The sequence below is a fragment of the Nostoc sp. 'Peltigera membranacea cyanobiont' 232 genome (genome assembly GCF_002245985.1).
Taxonomy (GTDB): Bacteria; Cyanobacteriota; Cyanobacteriia; order Cyanobacteriales; family Nostocaceae; genus Nostoc.
Map to the genome: position 1 here is coordinate 18,107 of NZ_NOLK01000081.1, position 17,147 is coordinate 35,253.

14 protein-coding genes, 1 tRNA gene and 1 CRISPR repeat array are annotated in these 17,147 nt (G+C 41.6%); of the genes, 3 read left to right on the forward strand and 12 right to left on the reverse strand.

Annotation, left to right across the window (positions count from 1 at the left end):
* Positions 1 to 14 precede the first annotated feature (14 nt).
* From CDG79_RS23815 to CDG79_RS42660, 4 genes are all read right to left on the reverse strand, one after another.
* Positions 15 to 1,070: a permease gene (locus CDG79_RS23815; protein WP_094344342.1), complete on the reverse strand. Its 1,056-nt coding sequence runs from the start codon at positions 1,068 to 1,070 to the stop codon at positions 15 to 17.
* Positions 1,071 to 1,655: 585 nt separating this feature from the next.
* Positions 1,656 to 2,663 carry a WD40 repeat domain-containing protein gene (locus CDG79_RS23820; protein ID WP_094344356.1) on the reverse strand — a complete coding sequence of 336 codons (1,008 nt, stop codon included), beginning with the start codon at positions 2,661 to 2,663 and terminating at the stop codon, positions 1,656 to 1,658.
* Positions 2,664 to 2,820: 157 nt separating this feature from the next.
* A complete protein-coding gene (locus CDG79_RS23825) occupies positions 2,821 to 3,114 on the reverse strand; it encodes a hypothetical protein (RefSeq protein ID WP_094331135.1) in 294 nt (97 codons plus the stop codon).
* A 327-nt stretch (positions 3,115 to 3,441) separates the two neighbouring features.
* Positions 3,442 to 3,612 carry a hypothetical protein gene (locus CDG79_RS42660; RefSeq protein ID WP_094344343.1) on the reverse strand — a complete coding sequence of 57 codons (171 nt, stop codon included), beginning with the start codon at positions 3,610 to 3,612 and terminating at the stop codon, positions 3,442 to 3,444.
* A 417-nt stretch (positions 3,613 to 4,029) separates the two neighbouring features.
* On the opposite strand from CDG79_RS42660, the gene ald reads away from it, so the two are divergent.
* The gene (gene ald, locus CDG79_RS23835; RefSeq protein WP_094344344.1) at positions 4,030 to 5,121 is read left to right on the forward strand and encodes an alanine dehydrogenase; all 1,092 of its coding nucleotides are present in this window, start codon (positions 4,030 to 4,032) and stop codon (positions 5,119 to 5,121) included.
* A gap of 301 nt (positions 5,122 to 5,422) precedes the next feature.
* A CRISPR array of direct repeats spans positions 5,423 to 6,029; the repeat unit is 37 nt; unit sequence ATTGCAATTCATCAAAATCCCTATTAGGGATTGAAAC.
* Positions 6,030 to 6,157: 128 nt separating this feature from the next.
* Here ald and dusB read toward each other — a convergent pair.
* The 6 genes from dusB to glcD all read right to left on the reverse strand — a co-directional run bounded on the left by dusB (position 6,158) and on the right by glcD (position 14,003).
* Positions 6,158 to 7,213 (reverse strand): tRNA dihydrouridine synthase DusB, encoded by a 1,056-nt coding sequence (dusB, locus tag CDG79_RS23840; protein WP_094344345.1) that lies wholly within the window; start codon positions 7,211 to 7,213, stop codon positions 6,158 to 6,160.
* A 245-nt stretch (positions 7,214 to 7,458) separates the two neighbouring features.
* Positions 7,459 to 7,530: transfer RNA gene (locus tag CDG79_RS23845), tRNA-Lys, on the reverse strand.
* A gap of 60 nt (positions 7,531 to 7,590) precedes the next feature.
* On the reverse strand, positions 7,591 to 9,840 hold the full coding sequence (locus CDG79_RS23850) for a sensor histidine kinase (protein ID WP_094344346.1): 2,250 nt from the start codon (positions 9,838 to 9,840) through the stop codon (positions 7,591 to 7,593).
* 471 nt (positions 9,841 to 10,311) lie between these two features.
* Positions 10,312 to 10,875, reverse strand: a complete 564-nt coding sequence (locus CDG79_RS23855; protein WP_094344347.1) for a hypothetical protein — start codon at positions 10,873 to 10,875, stop codon at positions 10,312 to 10,314.
* 194 nt (positions 10,876 to 11,069) lie between these two features.
* Positions 11,070 to 12,317 carry a glycoside hydrolase family 10 protein gene (locus CDG79_RS23865; protein ID WP_094344349.1) on the reverse strand — a complete coding sequence of 416 codons (1,248 nt, stop codon included), beginning with the start codon at positions 12,315 to 12,317 and terminating at the stop codon, positions 11,070 to 11,072.
* Between the two features lie 213 nt (positions 12,318 to 12,530).
* Positions 12,531 to 14,003, reverse strand: coding sequence for a glycolate oxidase subunit GlcD (glcD, locus tag CDG79_RS23870; RefSeq protein WP_094344350.1), 1,473 nt, complete (start codon positions 14,001 to 14,003; stop codon positions 12,531 to 12,533).
* Between the two features lie 221 nt (positions 14,004 to 14,224).
* Between glcD and CDG79_RS43980 the strand changes: the two genes are divergently transcribed.
* On the forward strand, positions 14,225 to 14,350 hold the full coding sequence (locus CDG79_RS43980; protein ID WP_223278285.1) for a DUF2281 domain-containing protein: 126 nt from the start codon (positions 14,225 to 14,227) through the stop codon (positions 14,348 to 14,350).
* Positions 14,351 to 14,502: 152 nt separating this feature from the next.
* On the opposite strand, the gene CDG79_RS23880 is transcribed toward CDG79_RS43980, so the two are convergent.
* Positions 14,503 to 15,192, reverse strand: coding sequence for a WG repeat-containing protein (locus CDG79_RS23880; RefSeq protein ID WP_094344351.1), 690 nt, complete (start codon positions 15,190 to 15,192; stop codon positions 14,503 to 14,505).
* A gap of 173 nt (positions 15,193 to 15,365) precedes the next feature.
* Between CDG79_RS23880 and CDG79_RS23885 the strand changes: the two genes are divergently transcribed.
* On the forward strand, positions 15,366 to 16,094 hold the full coding sequence (locus CDG79_RS23885) for a Uma2 family endonuclease (RefSeq protein WP_094344352.1): 729 nt from the start codon (positions 15,366 to 15,368) through the stop codon (positions 16,092 to 16,094).
* Between the two features lie 57 nt (positions 16,095 to 16,151).
* On the opposite strand, the gene miaA is transcribed toward CDG79_RS23885, so the two are convergent.
* The gene (miaA, locus tag CDG79_RS23890) at positions 16,152 to 17,057 is read right to left on the reverse strand and encodes a tRNA (adenosine(37)-N6)-dimethylallyltransferase MiaA (RefSeq protein ID WP_094344353.1); all 906 of its coding nucleotides are present in this window, start codon (positions 17,055 to 17,057) and stop codon (positions 16,152 to 16,154) included.
* Between the last annotated feature and the right edge of the window lie 90 nt (positions 17,058 to 17,147).

The following is a 17,147-nucleotide window of genomic DNA, read 5'->3' on the forward strand; positions in this document are numbered from 1 at the left end:
AAAACAAAGATTTTTTAAAGGACGTGCAAGTTGAGGAAGAGAGTTAATACAAATGTTAATTGTGCTGCTAAAGCAAATAAGTAAAAGACTGTTTTGGGCTTAAAAATAGATAACATCAAACCAACACTTTTGATGTCAATCATTGGCCCAAATACTAGGAATGCTAACAATGAACCACTACTAAAGGTTGAGGCAAAAGACAGGGCAAAGAAAGAATCGACTGTAGAACAAATTGACACCACTACTGCTAATATCAGCATGACCACAATCGAACTAATAGGCCCAGCACCCAGAGTTAGGATCGTTTCACGGGGGGCTAGCACTTGAATTGCAGCAGCGATCGCACTTCCTAAAATCATTACTCCGCCCAATTCCCGGAATTCTTGGATGCTATTATCTACTACTAGGCGCAGCTTATCTGCAAGGGGTTTATTAGTATTAGAAATTGGGGTAGTTGCTTGTACCAAATTAGCATCTATCCGCAGAGGTACACCTGCTTTTCCTCCTAAGATATAAGTCCCAGATTGCAAGATATTTGGTATCGCTTCTTGCTGTTGGATTTGGTAACGTTTACCACGGGGTTTGGTTTCAGGCTGTGCGGGTGGATTAAACTTCATATAGCGAGCGATCGCAGGTTGGACTATGGGATTTAAGTCCTTTTGAAAACTGAAAGCAAAACCAATAATTGTAGCAATTACTAGGGAAAATACGACTCGTAAGACTACTATTTCTGGCTGATCTCGAAATGCTGTCCAAGTTGACCAAATTACAACTGGGTTAATTGTTGGTGCTGCTAGCAAAAAGCCAATGGCAACTGGTGTGGGTACTCCCTGAATCAGGAACCGCCGCGCTACCGGTACATTCCCGCACTCACACACCGGAAATAAAAAGCCGATCATACTGCCAACTAAAGCACCCAGCAGAGGATTTTTGGGCATTTTTTCTACTAATTTGCGCTCATCAACAAAAAATAGCAGCAAACTGGAGAATAAAACCCCAAGAAGCAAAAAAGGCATCGCCTCGACTAGCAGACTTAGAAATATCGTAAAACCATTGTTCAGTTGATTCATGTGCGTCGCAGTCAAAAGCAGTTTTTAGTTTTAGGGTTCTGCCTAGTCATTCTATCGAAATGGGGATCAAAAGCAGTTCTGGAAAATTAAACATCATTTAAGTAGCAAGTTATCCTACGTTTCAAATAGCGCTTAAGCGCTACAAACCTTTGCTTCAGACAAGATGGTGATTTTTACCTGGGTGCATTTACTGACGATGACCATTTCTAAGATTGTCTAAATTCAGAAATTGTTCCGAGTATAGAGGGTAAGTAGCTGCATAGATGATTTGGAATTCTCTATTACCTATGTTTATACTTACAGTAATTTTCTGAATAAGATATTAGCTCGGCTGTATTTTCATCAAGTATTCACAGTTATTCAACAATTGGGGATCGCTTTTGGTTGCTACCATCATTGATTTTGGGTAGTTCTGCCAAAAGTCCGATCTTAGCTTTGGTTGATTTTTTACTACAAAAACTCTAAAAAGGCAAGACCAAAGTTTAGCAAACACGGTAAATGCTTGCAATCCCTTGGCCAATTTCCGAAAAGTCTGTTATTCAGAACCCCGATTTCTTAAATAAGTTGGGGTTATGCTGTTCGCTGTTAATTACGTTTTTGTGGAGTTCCCCAAATCTTGATTTGTTGATCGAATCCACCACTGGCAAGAATTTTACCATTTGGACTAAAAGCGATCGCACTTACCCAGTCTGTATGCCCACTCAGTGTATTTATTAACTCACCTGTAGTTAAATCCCACAATTTAATCCCATCTTTGCCGGCACTTGCAAGGGTTTGTCCATCGGGGTTAATCGCGATCGCATTTACCCAGTTATTATGTCCTGAAAGGGTGCGGACTAATGCTCCAGTACTAATATTCCACAGTTTGACTGTGCGATCGCGGCTTGCACTAACTAATGTTTCTCCATCTGGTGTAAAAATTACCGCGCTAACAGAATTAGAATGAGCTACAAATTCACTGATTAATTTACCAGTACTCAAATTCCACAGCTTGATTACACCTTTATTATCACCACTAGCTAAAGTCTGTCCATCAGGGCTAATGGCTAGGGTATAAATCACATTATCGAAGCTGACTAGAGTCCCTAGAGGGCGCTGCTGTAGTAAATCCCATAGACGAATCCCATCCAAAGCTCCACTAATGAGAACTTTACTATCAGGAGACACCGCTAAAGATAATACGTTACTGGTATGTCCGACAAAAGAGCGGCTAAATTTAAGACTTTTCAGGTTCCAGAGATTAATCGTGTTGTCATCACTACAACTAGCGAGGGTTTGCCCATCTGGTGAAATCACTAAAGACTCTACGGCTGCTTTGTGTGCTTTGTTAATATCCGCCAACTTCTTGCCGTTTGCTGGATTCCACAGGCGAATAACACCCTCATTTTCTGCACCTCCACTCACAAGAATTCTGCTATCTGGACTGAAAGCCAGGGATTTAACGGTTCCGTTATGTCCTCTGAGTGTGTAAAGTAGTTGGGCATTAGCAAAACTGTTGGTAGTTTGGGAATTTGGTATTACTTCAACGGCAGCATGAGCTTGATGAATGTAAAACCCTTCCCAAGTAATCACTGGAAGGGCGACAGCTGCCATAAATGACAGGATAATATATGGACGCAGAAAATCACCCCCACCTCTTCCCTCACTACTCACACTTTTTCCTCACTTTTTATATACAAACAAACCACTAAGAGTTATGAATTATCAAATCATAACGGGCTAAACGCCCCGCTAACAGTACTCAGCCCTCTTAAAGAGGTCGTTTTTTCTTAGAAACGCTTAACATTGGTAAAGGCTCACTAGAAGAACGAGAAGGCAAATAATGTTGCACTACAGGTTCCTCTGGTAGAGGACGACGCTGCTGGAAACGCCACAATTTAAAGGCTAGCGCTACGCCTGTTGTTCCTAAACCAAAAGCGAACAACGACCAGCTATCATTCAATCCGCCAATCAAAGCATCCATAACGCCCATCGTCACAAACACACTGATTAATGGCTCTTTTCGGTAGGTTGACTTCAAAAAACGAGGTAATACAGCATTCATCACAGCTTGCTTGGTTCCAGTTCAGCTTTTGTGTATATTTACCAAGAATACCTCACCCGTAATTTGCCTTTCTCATTGAAGGCAGACACTAATTATAATTTTTTTAGTAGGGGAGGAAGTGGACTCATTAATTGGCTTGCGTATATTTGTTGCAAGTGTACGATATCTAAATCAATAATAGGTATTTTGATTCCTCATCTTCCTTACATTCTAGGGCAAAGTATTTCGCTATCAATTGTCAAAGTCAAAACCAACTGGGTTTTTCCAGCTGGTTGAAACTCTTTTAACTTCTAGCTTACAACTTTCTTTTTGGGCTGGCTGGTGGCACTACTTCAGACCCAGCCATGATAGCACCCCTTGATTGGTGACATATTCAATCACCAGCAGCAAACCGAAGCCAATCATTGCGGCTCGACCATTCAAGCGTTCAGCATATTCGTTAAAGCCAAACTTCGGTTCTTCTAGTTTAGGTGTAATCGTTGGTTGTGTTTGTGTCATTTTTAAGAAACCTTTTTTTCGGCAAACAGGACTTGATATGAGACTTTGCAGCAGTTGTCAGGTATAAGCGGTGAAAGTTTAAGGGATTGAATAGTTCTTTTCTCCTTAACCTTTAGCCTACACTTGGTAAATTATCAGCTGATTGCACTGCTGAAATACCAAGATGACTTGATAAATTCAGCAAAAGCCTCATAGTAGGGAGCTATACAATCGCTCTTTTAATAAATTGTTACTATTCTTTATATATTGTATAAACACTGGGGTAATAGTCAAGGGCTTGAGTTTGGGCTACTCAGATTAAATTGAGAAACTTAGGACACAGATTAACTATCTCTAATACAGCTATCTGTAATAAGTCGGTAGCAAGCTTGAGATTCGCAGGCTAGAGTTAAACAAAAAAATTATCAGAGGCGATATATGGAAATCGGCGTTCCAAAGGAAAATAAGGATCAAGAATTTCGTGTAGGGTTAAGTCCTTCTAGTGTGCGGGTGCTGCGAGAAAATGGTCATAGCATCTTCGTCGAGACACAAGCAGGTAATGGTGCTGGATTCTCAGATGATGACTACAGAACTGCTGGAGCCGAGATTGTCCCTACATCAGAAACGGCTTGGAATCGGGAATTGGTGGTGAAAGTCAAAGAACCTCTGACATCTGAGTATAAATTTTTGCAGAAAGGGCAGATATTATTTACTTATTTACATTTAGCCGCCGATCGCAAATTGACAGAGCATTTAATTGATTGTGGCACAACTGCGATCGCCTACGAAACTGTAGAACAACCTGGTGCTAACAGACTACCTTTGCTCACCCCCATGAGCGTAATTGCCGGTCGGCTAGCAGTACAATTTGGGGCCAGATTCCTAGAACGTCAGCAAGGTGGTAAAGGGCTGCTTTTGGGCGGTGTGCCTGGAGTTAAACCAGGTAAAGTAGTAATTTTAGGTGGCGGTGTTGTTGGCACAGAAGCAGCTAAAATTGCAGTGGGTGTAGGTGCGATCGTGCAGATTTTAGATGTAAGTGTCGAGCGCCTATCTTACCTAGAAACCCTCTTTGGCTCTAGAGTTGAATTACTTTACAGCAACTCTGCTCATATCGAAGCCGCAGTCATTGAAGCCGATTTGCTCATCGGTGCAGTTTTAGTATTAGGACGTAGGGCCCCAACACTAGTATCCCGCGAATTGGTCAAACAAATGCGTCCTGGTTCGGTAATAGTTGATGTAGCCGTTGACCAAGGCGGTTGTATAGAAACCTTACGTGCCACATCCCATACAAATCCGGTATACGTTGAAGAGGGTGTGGTGCATTATGGCGTTCCCAATATGCCAGGAGCAGTACCTTGGACAGCAACTCAAGCACTCAATAACAGTACATTACCTTATATTGTCCAGTTGGCGAATTTAGGAATTATGGCCCTGGAAGTTAACCCAGCTTTAGCTAAGGGTGTGAATGTGCAGAATCATCGCTTAGTGCATCCGGCTGTGCAAGAGGTATTCCCTGATTTGGTAAATTAAGGTGTGCAAGTATTAGGCGATCGCTTATTTTGATAGAGGTAGCGATCGCTAACCAGACTAATTTTCTTGCCTTATGCGCGGATGGGTAGGTGTACAAAATCAGAAAGGGCAAAAAATGGCCGAGGCTGCATCTATACAAGGTTTTCAGGGCACTAGTATTTTAAAACTATCCGCGCACCTTATGGGGACTGGCTTTCAGCAATTTGTATCTTGTGCTATGACTATTTGCTGTGTTATGATTCACTCATTCGCGCAACTGCACCTTGAAAACCAAATACAACAGGGCTTCCAGACCCCAGCTATTGCAATTCATCAAAATCCCTATTAGGGATTGAAACAGGCTCTATTGGTGGTATTGAGACAGGCTTACCATCTGATTGCAATTCATCAAAATCCCTATTAGGGATTGAAACATTTAAACTGACAAAAAAACTGACAAAATAAGTGAATTGCAATTCATCAAAATCCCTATTAGGGATTGAAACAAAAAAACAGTGGCGTATTAGACGACATTCAGATTGCAATTCATCAAAATCCCTATTAGGGATTGAAACTGGCATCAATACAAGTTTGTGGCTCAATGGCGTAATTGCAATTCATCAAAATCCCTATTAGGGATTGAAACATAAAGTCCCCTATCTTGCCTACTATAAAACCCGATTGCAATTCATCAAAATCCCTATTAGGGATTGAAACGGTGAATTGCGCCGTAGATGGGAAATACCTTGTAATTGCAATTCATCAAAATCCCTATTAGGGATTGAAACAATCCTGCCATACCCGGTAAATACCATCAAGTAAGATTGCAATTCATCAAAATCCCTATTAGGGATTGAAACATTAAAACTTAGTTTTTAGCCCGGCTGATAACATTGCAATTCATCAAAATCCCTATTAGGGATTGAAACGTTGAGTGGCAAAACCACAGACGTGGGCAGCAGATAATTGCAATTCATCAAAATCCCTAGTAGTACAAAATTCATTCTGAATTCTGACTCCTGAATTCTGACTCCTGACTCCTGTTTCGAGAAATTTTTTAAAGCATCACCAAACTATCTTGAGTTTCTTCCTCTAATTCATAACCATTAGCGAGTTTCTCAATAGCTTGGTCAATCATTGCCAAACCTTGATCTACCTTTTCAACTAAACTTAGCTGTCCTCGGAGTTCGGCAGCACCCACAAAACCCTTAGCATACCAAGTCATGTGCTTACGGGCTTGACGTACACCGCGATCGCCTTTATATTCCCACAATGCTTGTAAATGATCTCTTGCACATTCCAAACGCTCAATCGGGGTAGGTGTCGGCAATATCTCCCCAGTTTTCAGGAAACGATCGATTTCTCCCACCAAAAACGGATAACCCAAAGTTCCACGAGAACACATTACACCATCAGCGCCAGTTTGTTCTAAACATTTCACCGCCGCTTCAACAGAAAAAATATCTCCATTCCCAATTACTGGGATAGAAAGCACTTCTTTTACACGAGTAATCCATTCCCAACGGGCATTGCCATTGTATCCTTGGGCGCGGGTGCGTCCGTGGACTGTAATCATTTGTGCCCCAGCATCTTCCATCCGTTTGGCAAAGTCAAGAATAGTAATTTCGTTGTCATTCCAGCCAATACGGGTTTTGACTGTCACAGGTACATCAACAGCTTTTACCACTTCCCGGACAATTGCCTCTGCTACTTCTGGTTGCCGCAACAACGAAGAACCGCCACCATTTTTAGTGATTTTATTTACCGGACAACCCATATTAATATCAACAGTATCAGCACCTTCGGCAACTGCCTTGATTGCTGCTTCTGCCAAAAAATCGGGACGGCAATCAAATAGTTGAACGCTAATAGGGCGTTCATTGGGATCTACCTCCATGATTTTGGGTAATTGCTTGACATAATGCAACCCCGTAGCATTCACCATTTCGGTATACATCATCGAATCTGGCGCATAGCGACGCACGAGACGGCGAAACACCATATCCGTCACTCCAGATAGAGGCGACTGGAGAACCCGACTTTTGACCTCAAATGTGCCAATTTTGAGGGGTTGGGAAAGTCTAGCCTGGAGAATGGGGGAGAGCGAAATCATACAAAAAATTCAAAATTATGGGAATGGGAATAGCAAGAATATTTAGGGGTATCGTGATTCGCTTTTTGTCACATTCTAGCTGTCCAGTGGACACGCTAGACATTCCACTGGATGGCAGGGGTTTTTATTTAAATTAGTCAAAGTTTTAACGCCGTTTATCCTTGATAAATGGGGCTTTTGGAGCGTGCCGCCAACTCAATTTAGTCAAGAATTAGTCAAGGGTAAATTTTGAGGGCTGAAAAGAGTGGGTGACGAGGGATTTGAACCCGCAACCAATAGATTAAGAGTCTACTGCTCTACCGTTGAGCTAGTCACCCACACGAATAACCATCATAGCAGACCTCTAACAATTTAGCTAGTGCCGCGCCAAAAAACAATTAAAGGGGGAATTTGATAGTGAAAGTGGTTTGACCAGTTCCACTCTCTACATAAATTGAGCCGCCTAAATGTCTGACCATTTTCTGCACTAATGCTAATTCCAGTCCAGTGCCGCTATGTTTCCAAGGATCGTGTTTGGAAAGATGATAAAAAGGCTCAAATATCCGTGACAGTTCGTTGCTGGTAAGCTCTAGTCCAGAATTGCTAATATTAAGCTCTACTGCATCCCCTCTCAGGTGAGCAGAAACTGTGACAGACTCACCGGCTGGGGTATATTTGCAGACATGGTTGAGTAGTTCGGTGATAATCCTCTCCATATCTGTGATATCTGTCTCTAAAAGCGGGAGTTCGCGATCGATACTCAGGTTTAACTGCTGTCGCTGGCAGTTGGTGAGGTCTCGAAAAGACTCGACAATGGGATAAAGCCAGCTTTGTAAGTCAATGGCAATCAATGTTGGGGGATCGGGTTGGGCTTCGAGATATGTAAGTGTGAGTAGGTCGTTAATTAACTTGCTTTCTCTGGCACACTCGTTATGCAGAATCTGCAAGAGTTGTGGAACTATTTCTATCTCTAGTATTTCTGGGGGTGTCAAGACACTTTCGAGGGTTTGGACTGCAAGGCTGATACTAGTGATGGGTGTCCGCAGTTCTTGCGAGAGGTTTCTGAGGAATTGGTTTTTGAGCCGATCGCAATTTTCTAATTCTTTTACCTGTGCCTGAATTTGTTGGTAAAGTTGAGCTTGGCGAATTGCGATCGCACATTCATTGGCCACCTGCTGTACTAATTCGATTTCAAATTCATCAAATACCTCTTGTGATGCTCTTTTCAACCAAAGATTTCCCAAAAGCCCTTGAGGATCAAAAATTGGACAAGCCATCTGGGACATAACCAACAACTTTGGTTGCCATGCAGGGGCAATTTCCAAAAATTGCAGAGGTTGTTTTTGCAACAAGGGCTGATAAACTTCCAGACAGTCTGCAATCTGTCTAGTCGATCCTTGACACTGGGATAGGTTAATGCTGTACTCGTAGGCAATAGTTACGAGGGTTTGACAAGGGCTATAGAGTTCAATTTGGCAACATTCAAGGTTGAGTAACTCTGCTAATTCCTGAGTCACTGTCTGCAATACTAAAGTTTCATCCAGACTGTCGCGGATTTGTTCTGTCATCCGTCGCACCAAGGCTTCAAAGTTTCGCACCTGCTGCAACTGACTTTTGTGCTTCTGTTTTTGCGACTCCAGCTTGTCTTTTATATCCTTAAGCTGCTGACGAAGTTCTGCCTGTCCAGCAGCAATGCCGATTTGAGTTGCCAACTGTTTGAGTAAGTCAGTTTCTGTTTGCTGCCATTGACGAGATTCATGGTAATGCTGGACAATCAACAGCCCCCACATATTTTGCTCTTTGAAAATTGGCACAATTACATTGGCTCCAATCTGCAAAGATGCCAGAAAATCTATATGACAAGGGTGCAAGCCGGCTGCATAGATATCCTCGACAACTTGAATGCAACCTCGCCCGTAGTGTTCTGGATGTTTGCTATTAAAGCAGGGATCGGTGATATTTTTTCCTAGTAGTGGTTCACTTGTAGCCACAGTTGATTCGGCAATGATTACCCCACTGCCATCAGCCTCGAAGCGATAAATGAGGATGCGATCGCAATTCAAAAATTGTCGTAGTTCAATTGTAGTCTGATGCAGAATTGTCTCTAATTCTACAGATTGGTGAATTCGTCCGGCGATCACTTCTAGCAATCGTTCCCGTTCAACCTGGAGTTCGACTGCTTCTTGGGCTTGCTTCACACGAGTAATATTGCTACTAGTACCAATCAGTCGATAAATTCGGGAGTTAGCATCCCTTAGTGGCGTGAGAGTCGTACTCCACCAAGTGAGAACCCCCTGGAATTGCAAACATTGTTCGTAGGAAATAGTTTTGCCAAATAGCACACAGTCAGCATAATGCTGACGTACCCTAGCAGCATCGATGGGGGAAAGAATATCCTCTGGTTTTTTGCCTCGGAGATCGTCTGAGCAAATACCTATCCATCGCTCATGAGTGGGATTAAGTGCCACATACTGAAAATCTCCATCCTCTAGAACATCTACTACAAATATTGATGCCTGCACAGAATTGTACATGCTCAGTAGAAATTGCTCGCTACTACTTTTCTCATCTAGTTCTGTACCGAAGATAATTTGAGGAGGCGATAATTTTGTCAACTCCATAGTTGATTCTGCTGGATTTATATTCATGCGAGAGTCCCTTTCTGGTTATGACTGACTCTTCTAGGCGCTCTCTTATGGTTACGCTTGTAGTAGATGCACTTTAGCGCCTATAGCAAAGTATTGTCAGCTGTTGCTCATGGAAATTTTGATCTTTCTCTACTTCTTGTCAGAAATCTAGGAAAGCTAATAGGAGTCAGCTTAACAAATCCTGCTTTGTGAAGGCGGAAATACATTTGCAGGTTAGGGCAAATTTAATGATTTTTCAACAGTTTTCCAAGATTTTTGCATATATTTAGGTGCAATCATCAAGTTGGAACGATTAAATTTACAATTATTCATAAACTTATTGGGCGAGGGTAGGGAATGGGAAGATAGAATAAAAGATCCGAAGGATATTTAATTTCATCCTCAGTTAAATATTGTTGTCTGGCTTGTCTTTAGCTTCAGCAATTGTTCTAAGCTTTGCACAGCAGCATTAATTGACATTTGACTCTCAACTTACGATCGCAATTTATGAGCATTCATTCCGGTGAGGATACCAACTAGTAGCCAAGTGATGGCTAATCCCATGACTTCACCTAAGAATAACTGCATCAGGCGGTGTAATATCATCCCCACAGCAGAACCCACGGGGACAGCAACAGCCCAACTTACTGAAGAGACAAATATCCATCGCCACGCCATTGGCTGGGGAATTGCCAACCATTGTGCCAATCCAATCCCCAAGCCGCCAAGTGCCCCATAAATCGCCCCCGACAGGATTCTCATGGGAAGAATCTGAGTGCTGGGTACAATCCAACCCACCGCACCAATACCGATGGCGGTGATGATACTCCAACCCAAAAGACTTGACAAAATCCACCTGATGCAAAATACAGGTTTTTTGAGAAGACAACCTTGAGAAAGTGCGATCGCAATTGAGCCGATAGCCGCCTCTACTACCCCAACATCTGGCTTCTCGCCAATTTCAACAAAGAGTAAACTCAATAAAAAACCGCCACAAGTAGCGACAGTCCACAGTAATGTAAAGCTAAATCTAGTATTTTCCGGCGCGAATGGCATTGAAGGTACTGGAGACTAGGGACTGGGGACTGGGGACTGGGGACTGGGAACATGGGAGAATGACCAATGACCAATGACCAATGACCAATGACAAATGACAAATGACAAATGACAAATGACAAATGACAAATGACAAATGACAAATGACAAATGACAAATGACAAATGACAAATGACAAATGACAAATGACAAAATCAAAGTTTCTTTGGTTTTAATAGTCTGACAGTTTTAGTATTAAACATCTCAAAAAAAGCTTTGCGTCGCTGTTGGGGTGATTCCGGTACAATATAACCCCAGAGACTCTCCCAGTAAAAAAAGGAGATACCATCAAAATTGCGATCGCGCACAGCTTGAACCTGTTCTCGAACTTGCGCCATTTTCACAGGATTACGCACAGTTCCCGTTGATATCCCAATTTCTACAGGAATTAGACTTTGAGCCAATTTCACAGATGGTTGTTCTAATTGAGCAATAAAAGAGCTTTTATCGTTTCGATAAACCTGCAAAATTAACTCATTAACTAAACCTTTTTTTACCCAATTCTCCCAGTCTTGCAAATAGTATTTATACGCAAAAGCCTGATAGTTTGGAGATAGAGATATTCTCACCTTGGGTTTTACCGCCTTCACAGCTTGATAGATTTCTGCCATAAAATCAGTAATTTTGTCTGCCCGCCAACGCATCCATTCTGAGTTAAAAGGGTCGATAGGGGGACTTTTGCCTTTATGCTCTTGCTGGTAGAGTTCAATAGTGAAGCGATCGTAACCAAACTGTACTGGCATTCCAAAATGATCGTCAATCTGAATACCATCAACATCGTAATTCCTGACTACTTCCAAAATTAGCCCTTGCATAAACTCTTGCACTTGCGGATGTAGGGGATTCAACCAAGCCAGTTTACTTACTAAACTATTATCAATTTCTTCTGGTGGTGCATCTGGGATAGACTTTATACCTTCTTGCCCAATTGTTAACCAGTCAGGATAACGCCTTGCTAATTGTGAATAATGCGGTGTCATAAACCCGTATTCAAACCAAGGAATGACTCTCAAATTTTTATTTTTAGCAAGCGTCACTATCTTTGTTAAAACATCCTGTCCACCGTGCATGAACTTGAGAAAAGGTTGAGTATCTGAGCCTGTAGTCATTTCAGCTACAGCACTTTTATAAAAAGTATGTCCTCGGTTCCAAACCACAGGATAAATTGTATTAAAGTTGAGATTTGATAATTGGTTTATAGCACGGTTAATACCCCAAGGTATAAATAGCACACCACTAGCAACATTAGTGAGCCAAACGCCGCGAATTTCTGTAGTGAAAGGACTTATTTTTTGGGAATCAACTGGGCGTGAAGAGACTGAAGAGACTGAAGAGACTGTTAAAATTACTACTAATCCCAAACACATTAAGTAAGAAATACAACGGCGAGCAACCCGATTCATTTGTAAGCATGACCTAGTACGATCGGAATATATATAACTACAAAATAAAGTTATAATCCTCCGGGTTATATAAACAAATGATGATTTTATGCCGAGGTGTAAATTAATAAATGTGCCTTAGCAGACAATTCTCGCTATTTTTAATCTTGTGAAATATCAGAGTTCATCTCGTTCCCATTTTTAAGACTGCGAACAAGATGAACTTAGCGGAAATTAAAATCTTTCCACACCTTCAAATTGCTTGATAGCTGATGCATTTGCTGCTTCACCACAAGTCCGTGGTGTAGGGAATATCTTTTCAGGATTTGCTAACCCTTTAGGATTAAAAACCTGCCGCACCCATTGCATAGTTTCTAAATCAACTTGGCTAAACATCTGTGGCATATAGCACTTTTTCTCTGCACCAATACCATGTTCACCAGAAATACTACCACCAACTTGGACACAAAGTTTCAGAATTTTCCCACCCATTTCTTCTACTTGTTCTAATTCTCCAGGCACAGAATTATCATAAAGAATTAGCGGATGAAGATTGCCATCGCCAGCATGAAATACATTAGCAACACGATAACCATATTGTTCGCTTAATGCCTCAATCTCATGCAAAACATAAGGTAATTGAGTCCGGGGAATTACACCATCTTGCACATAATAATCTGGACTTAAATGCCCAGCCGCAGCAAAAGCAGCTTTGCGTCCTTTCCATAATTTCAATCGGGTTTCTGGATCACTCGCAGAAGTGACATTTCGCGCCCCATTCTTTTTACAAATTTCAGTAACTCGCTGCTTATTTCCTGCAACTTCCACTTCTAAACCGTCAATTTCGATTAGTAAAATAGCAGTAGCATCGCGGGGATAACAATTTGTGGCGACAACATCTTCAACTGCATTGATGCTGAAGTTATCCATCATTTCCATCCCACCAGGAATAATTCCAGCGCTGATGATGTCAGAAACAGTTGCTCCCGCAGCTTCAATACTTGTAAAGTCTGCCAACAGCACACAAATTGATTCTGCACTTTTGAGAATTCGCAAAGTAATTTCTGTAGCAATTCCTAAAGTGCCTTCAGAACCAACAAATACACCTGTTAAATCATAACCAGGCATTTCAGGGATTTGTCCGCCTAAATCGACAATTTCCCCTTCCGGCGTGACAATTTTTAATCCTAAAACGTGGTTAGTGGTGACACCATACTTGAGACAATGTACGCCACCAGAATTTTCAGCAATATTGCCCCCAATAGAGCAGATAATTTGACTAGATGGATCGGGAGCGTAGTAAAATCCAGCACCACTAACAGCTTGTGTTACCCAACTATTAATCACCCCTGGTTGCACAACTGTGCGTTGATTTTCCAAATCAATGCTGAGGATTTGCCGCATCAATGAAGTGACAATTAAAACAGAGTCTATCACTGGTAAAGCGCCGCCAGATAGACCAGTACCAGAACCGCGTGCAATGAAGGGGATAGAGTATTGGTTGCATATCTTTACAACCTCCGCAACTTGTTCTGTAGTTCTGGGTAACACCACCACAGCCGGACGTTGGCGATAGCCAGTTAAACCATCGCATTCATAGGTGATGAGTTCTTCACGGCGTTGCACCACGCCATTTTTGCCAAGGACAGCCTCAAATGCTTTGATAATGGGTTTCCAGTTGCGTTGTTTTTTATCTTGAGTAAGCATAGGTTTTTAAAGTGGTAGATATTGCAGGCTGGTTAGTATAGCTGTAATTACTATTGTTGCAAGAATAGCAGTCAAAAGTGAGTAAAAGGCGATCGCACGATTTTAGTACGGAAGGTGCGATGTCTCTTAACGAATGCGTTGAATGATGGTAGAATTTAGATATTTTGTTAATTGTGGAGCTACAGTAACATAGAGTCAGGCATTTAACAGGAAAGTGTGAAATGACTTACCAAGTTTTAGATTCCACCTCAAAATTAATTGCAAAGCTGCAAACCCTAGCACCCGAACAGCAACAACAGGTGTTAGATTTTGTTGAATTTTTAGCACAAAAATATGCTCAACCCTAACAACCACCACAGAAACGGGTACTAGGTTTAAACCAAGGTAAGATTTGGATAAGTGATGATTTCAATAACCCTTTACTTGATGAATTTTGGTTATGTGAAAGTGAGGGATGAAACTGTTAAACGATGGCATCATCAAATCACCCTTTATAGGCTTACCACATAAAATCTCCCATCACATCAATATAGCGTTCATCCTCATCAACCTTGACCCTTGCCATACCATTGGAAAAGCTGTCAGCTTCATTAAACTGTGGCTGGATAAACACTTGCCCTTTCTTGTCGATATAGCCCCACTTGGAACCAAGTTTAATCCGCGCCACTCCTTCGGAAAAGTTATCTGCTTCATCAAAATGGGGTTCGGTGACTACCCGTCCTTTCTTGTCGATATAGCCCCATTTGTCATTAATTTTGACTGCTGCCAGCCCATCAGAAAAGCTATAAGCCCTGTCAAACTGCAAGGGAATAACAATTTCCCCTGAATGGTCAATGTAGCCAGATTTATCACCAACTTGGATAGGTACTACTCTATCAGCAAAGTTTCCAGCCCAATCAAACTGGAGAGGAATAACCATCTTCTTGTTCTTGTCGATATAGCCCCACTTGGAACCAACTTTGACCCGTGCTAGCCCTTCGGAAAAGCTATCTGCTTTATCAAACCAGAATGGGATAACCTCACCCCCTGTCTGGTTGATACAACCCCACTTGTCATTAATTTTGACTGCTGCCAGCCCTTCGGAAAAGTTACGAGCATAATCAAACTTGGGTTCTATAACTTCCAGTCTTTTCTGGTCTTTGTAGCCCCACTTGTTGTCTATCTGGAATGGTTCTAAGTTGTTATTCATTAAGCTTCCTTACCTGATAATTGCCTTGGTGTTCTATAATAAAATACAAAGTATATTTTGACACATATTCAATCGAAACGAGGTTGTGAATACAAGTAGACAATCTGTAATCGCACCCTTTCATCCCCAATCAACTAACCTATAAATAACCCTCTCAAATACTGGATAAAATCATGGTTCAGCAAGTTCTAATCAATGATGATGATTACTATGTGCCAGATGCCAACCAGCTAGTCACTGAAGATGATACACCTGTGGATAATTTTGCATCTGCCAAACAACAACGCCTTTTAGTGAGTTCTCTTTACAGTTCTCTACAAAGCCAGACTTTTTTAGCTGAAGCTAATGTAGGTATTTACTACACAGACCTTCAGCCGCCCATTGTACCTGATGTCTTTCTCAGCTTAGATGTCCAAGTACCTGAAAAGTGGTGGGAAAAACAAAATCGTTGTTATATGGTTTGGCGCTTTGGCAAACCACCAGAAGTTGTCCTCGAAATTGTCTCTAATAAAGAAGGTGATGAACTGGGCAAAAAGCTGAAAATTTATGAACACATGCGGGCTAGTTACTACATCGTATATGACCCAAATCAGCAATTAGCAGAAAAAATACTGCATGTTTATGAACTTAGGGGAACACGCTACTTTGAAACTTCAGAAACTTGGTTAGAACAAGTTGGTTTTGGTATAACTCTGTGGGAAGGGGAATTTGAAGGCAGACAGGATCATTGGTTACGCTGGTGTTACCAAGATGGAAATGTTTTATCGACTGGAGATGAACGAGCTTCCCAGTCTGAACAACGAGCTTCCCAGTCTGAACAACGAGCTTCCGAAGCCGAACAACGCAACCAATTACTAGCCGATAGGCTACGGGCTATGGGCGTAGATCCCGACACTCTATAGGACACTTGCTGTAAAGACGCAAAGTTTTTTTTGCGTCTTTGTATGAGCAAAGCAATCTCACGAACTTGTGCAATTTATAAACTCATTTATCCGCAACCAAACCTTCTCTAATAAATCAAGATTATTCATATCAAACCATTCAATTTGTGGATATGCTCGAAACCAAGTTCGTTGTCGCTTGGCAAATTGTCGGGTATGCAAAACTGTTAATTCTTTCGCTTCATCCAAGGAAATATCCCCAGCCAAATATTGCTTGATTTCTTGATAGCCCAAAGTATTCAACAAAGACAAATCAGCGCCATATTTTTGACAAAGATTCTCCACCTCTTTAACCAAACCATTTGCTATCATTTGTTCAGTACGCCGTTGAATCCGAACATCTAACTTTTCAACATCGCAATCTAAACCAATTTGCAAAATTGGATAATTCGGTGGATTCTCCCCTTGCTGTTCTGAAATGGGATATCCTGTAACATAATATACTTCTAAAGCTCTTAAAGTTCGTACTGAATCATTAGCATGAATCTTTTGTGCTGCAACGGGGTCAACTTGTTGTAACATGGCGTAGAGTTGAGGCTGACCTAAAGATTCAAGTTGCGATCGCAATTCAATTTGTGGTGCAACTCTCGGAATTTTCATCCCTTGGACAATGGAACGGATATATAAACCAGTGCCACCAACTAGCAAAAGTGGTGTAACATCAACAGAAGCAATTAAGGCTTGTGTTTGTTCCTGATAGTCTGCTACTGTCATCGTGTCTGTGGGAGCGCAGATATCTATTAAATAGTGCGGTACTAATTTTTGTTGTGCCAGAGTTGGTTTTGCTGTCCCAATATCAAACTCACGGTAAACTTGACGAGAATCAGCACTAAGAATTACAGAACCCAACCGCATCGCCAAAGCTAAAGCCAAACCCGACTTACCTGTAGCCGTCGCCCCACAAATCACAATTAATTTAGTCATTAGTCATTTGTTATTTGTCATTAGTCATTAGTCATTAGTCATTAGTCATTAGTCATTAAGCTATTCACCCCCTGCCTCCCCTGCCTCCCC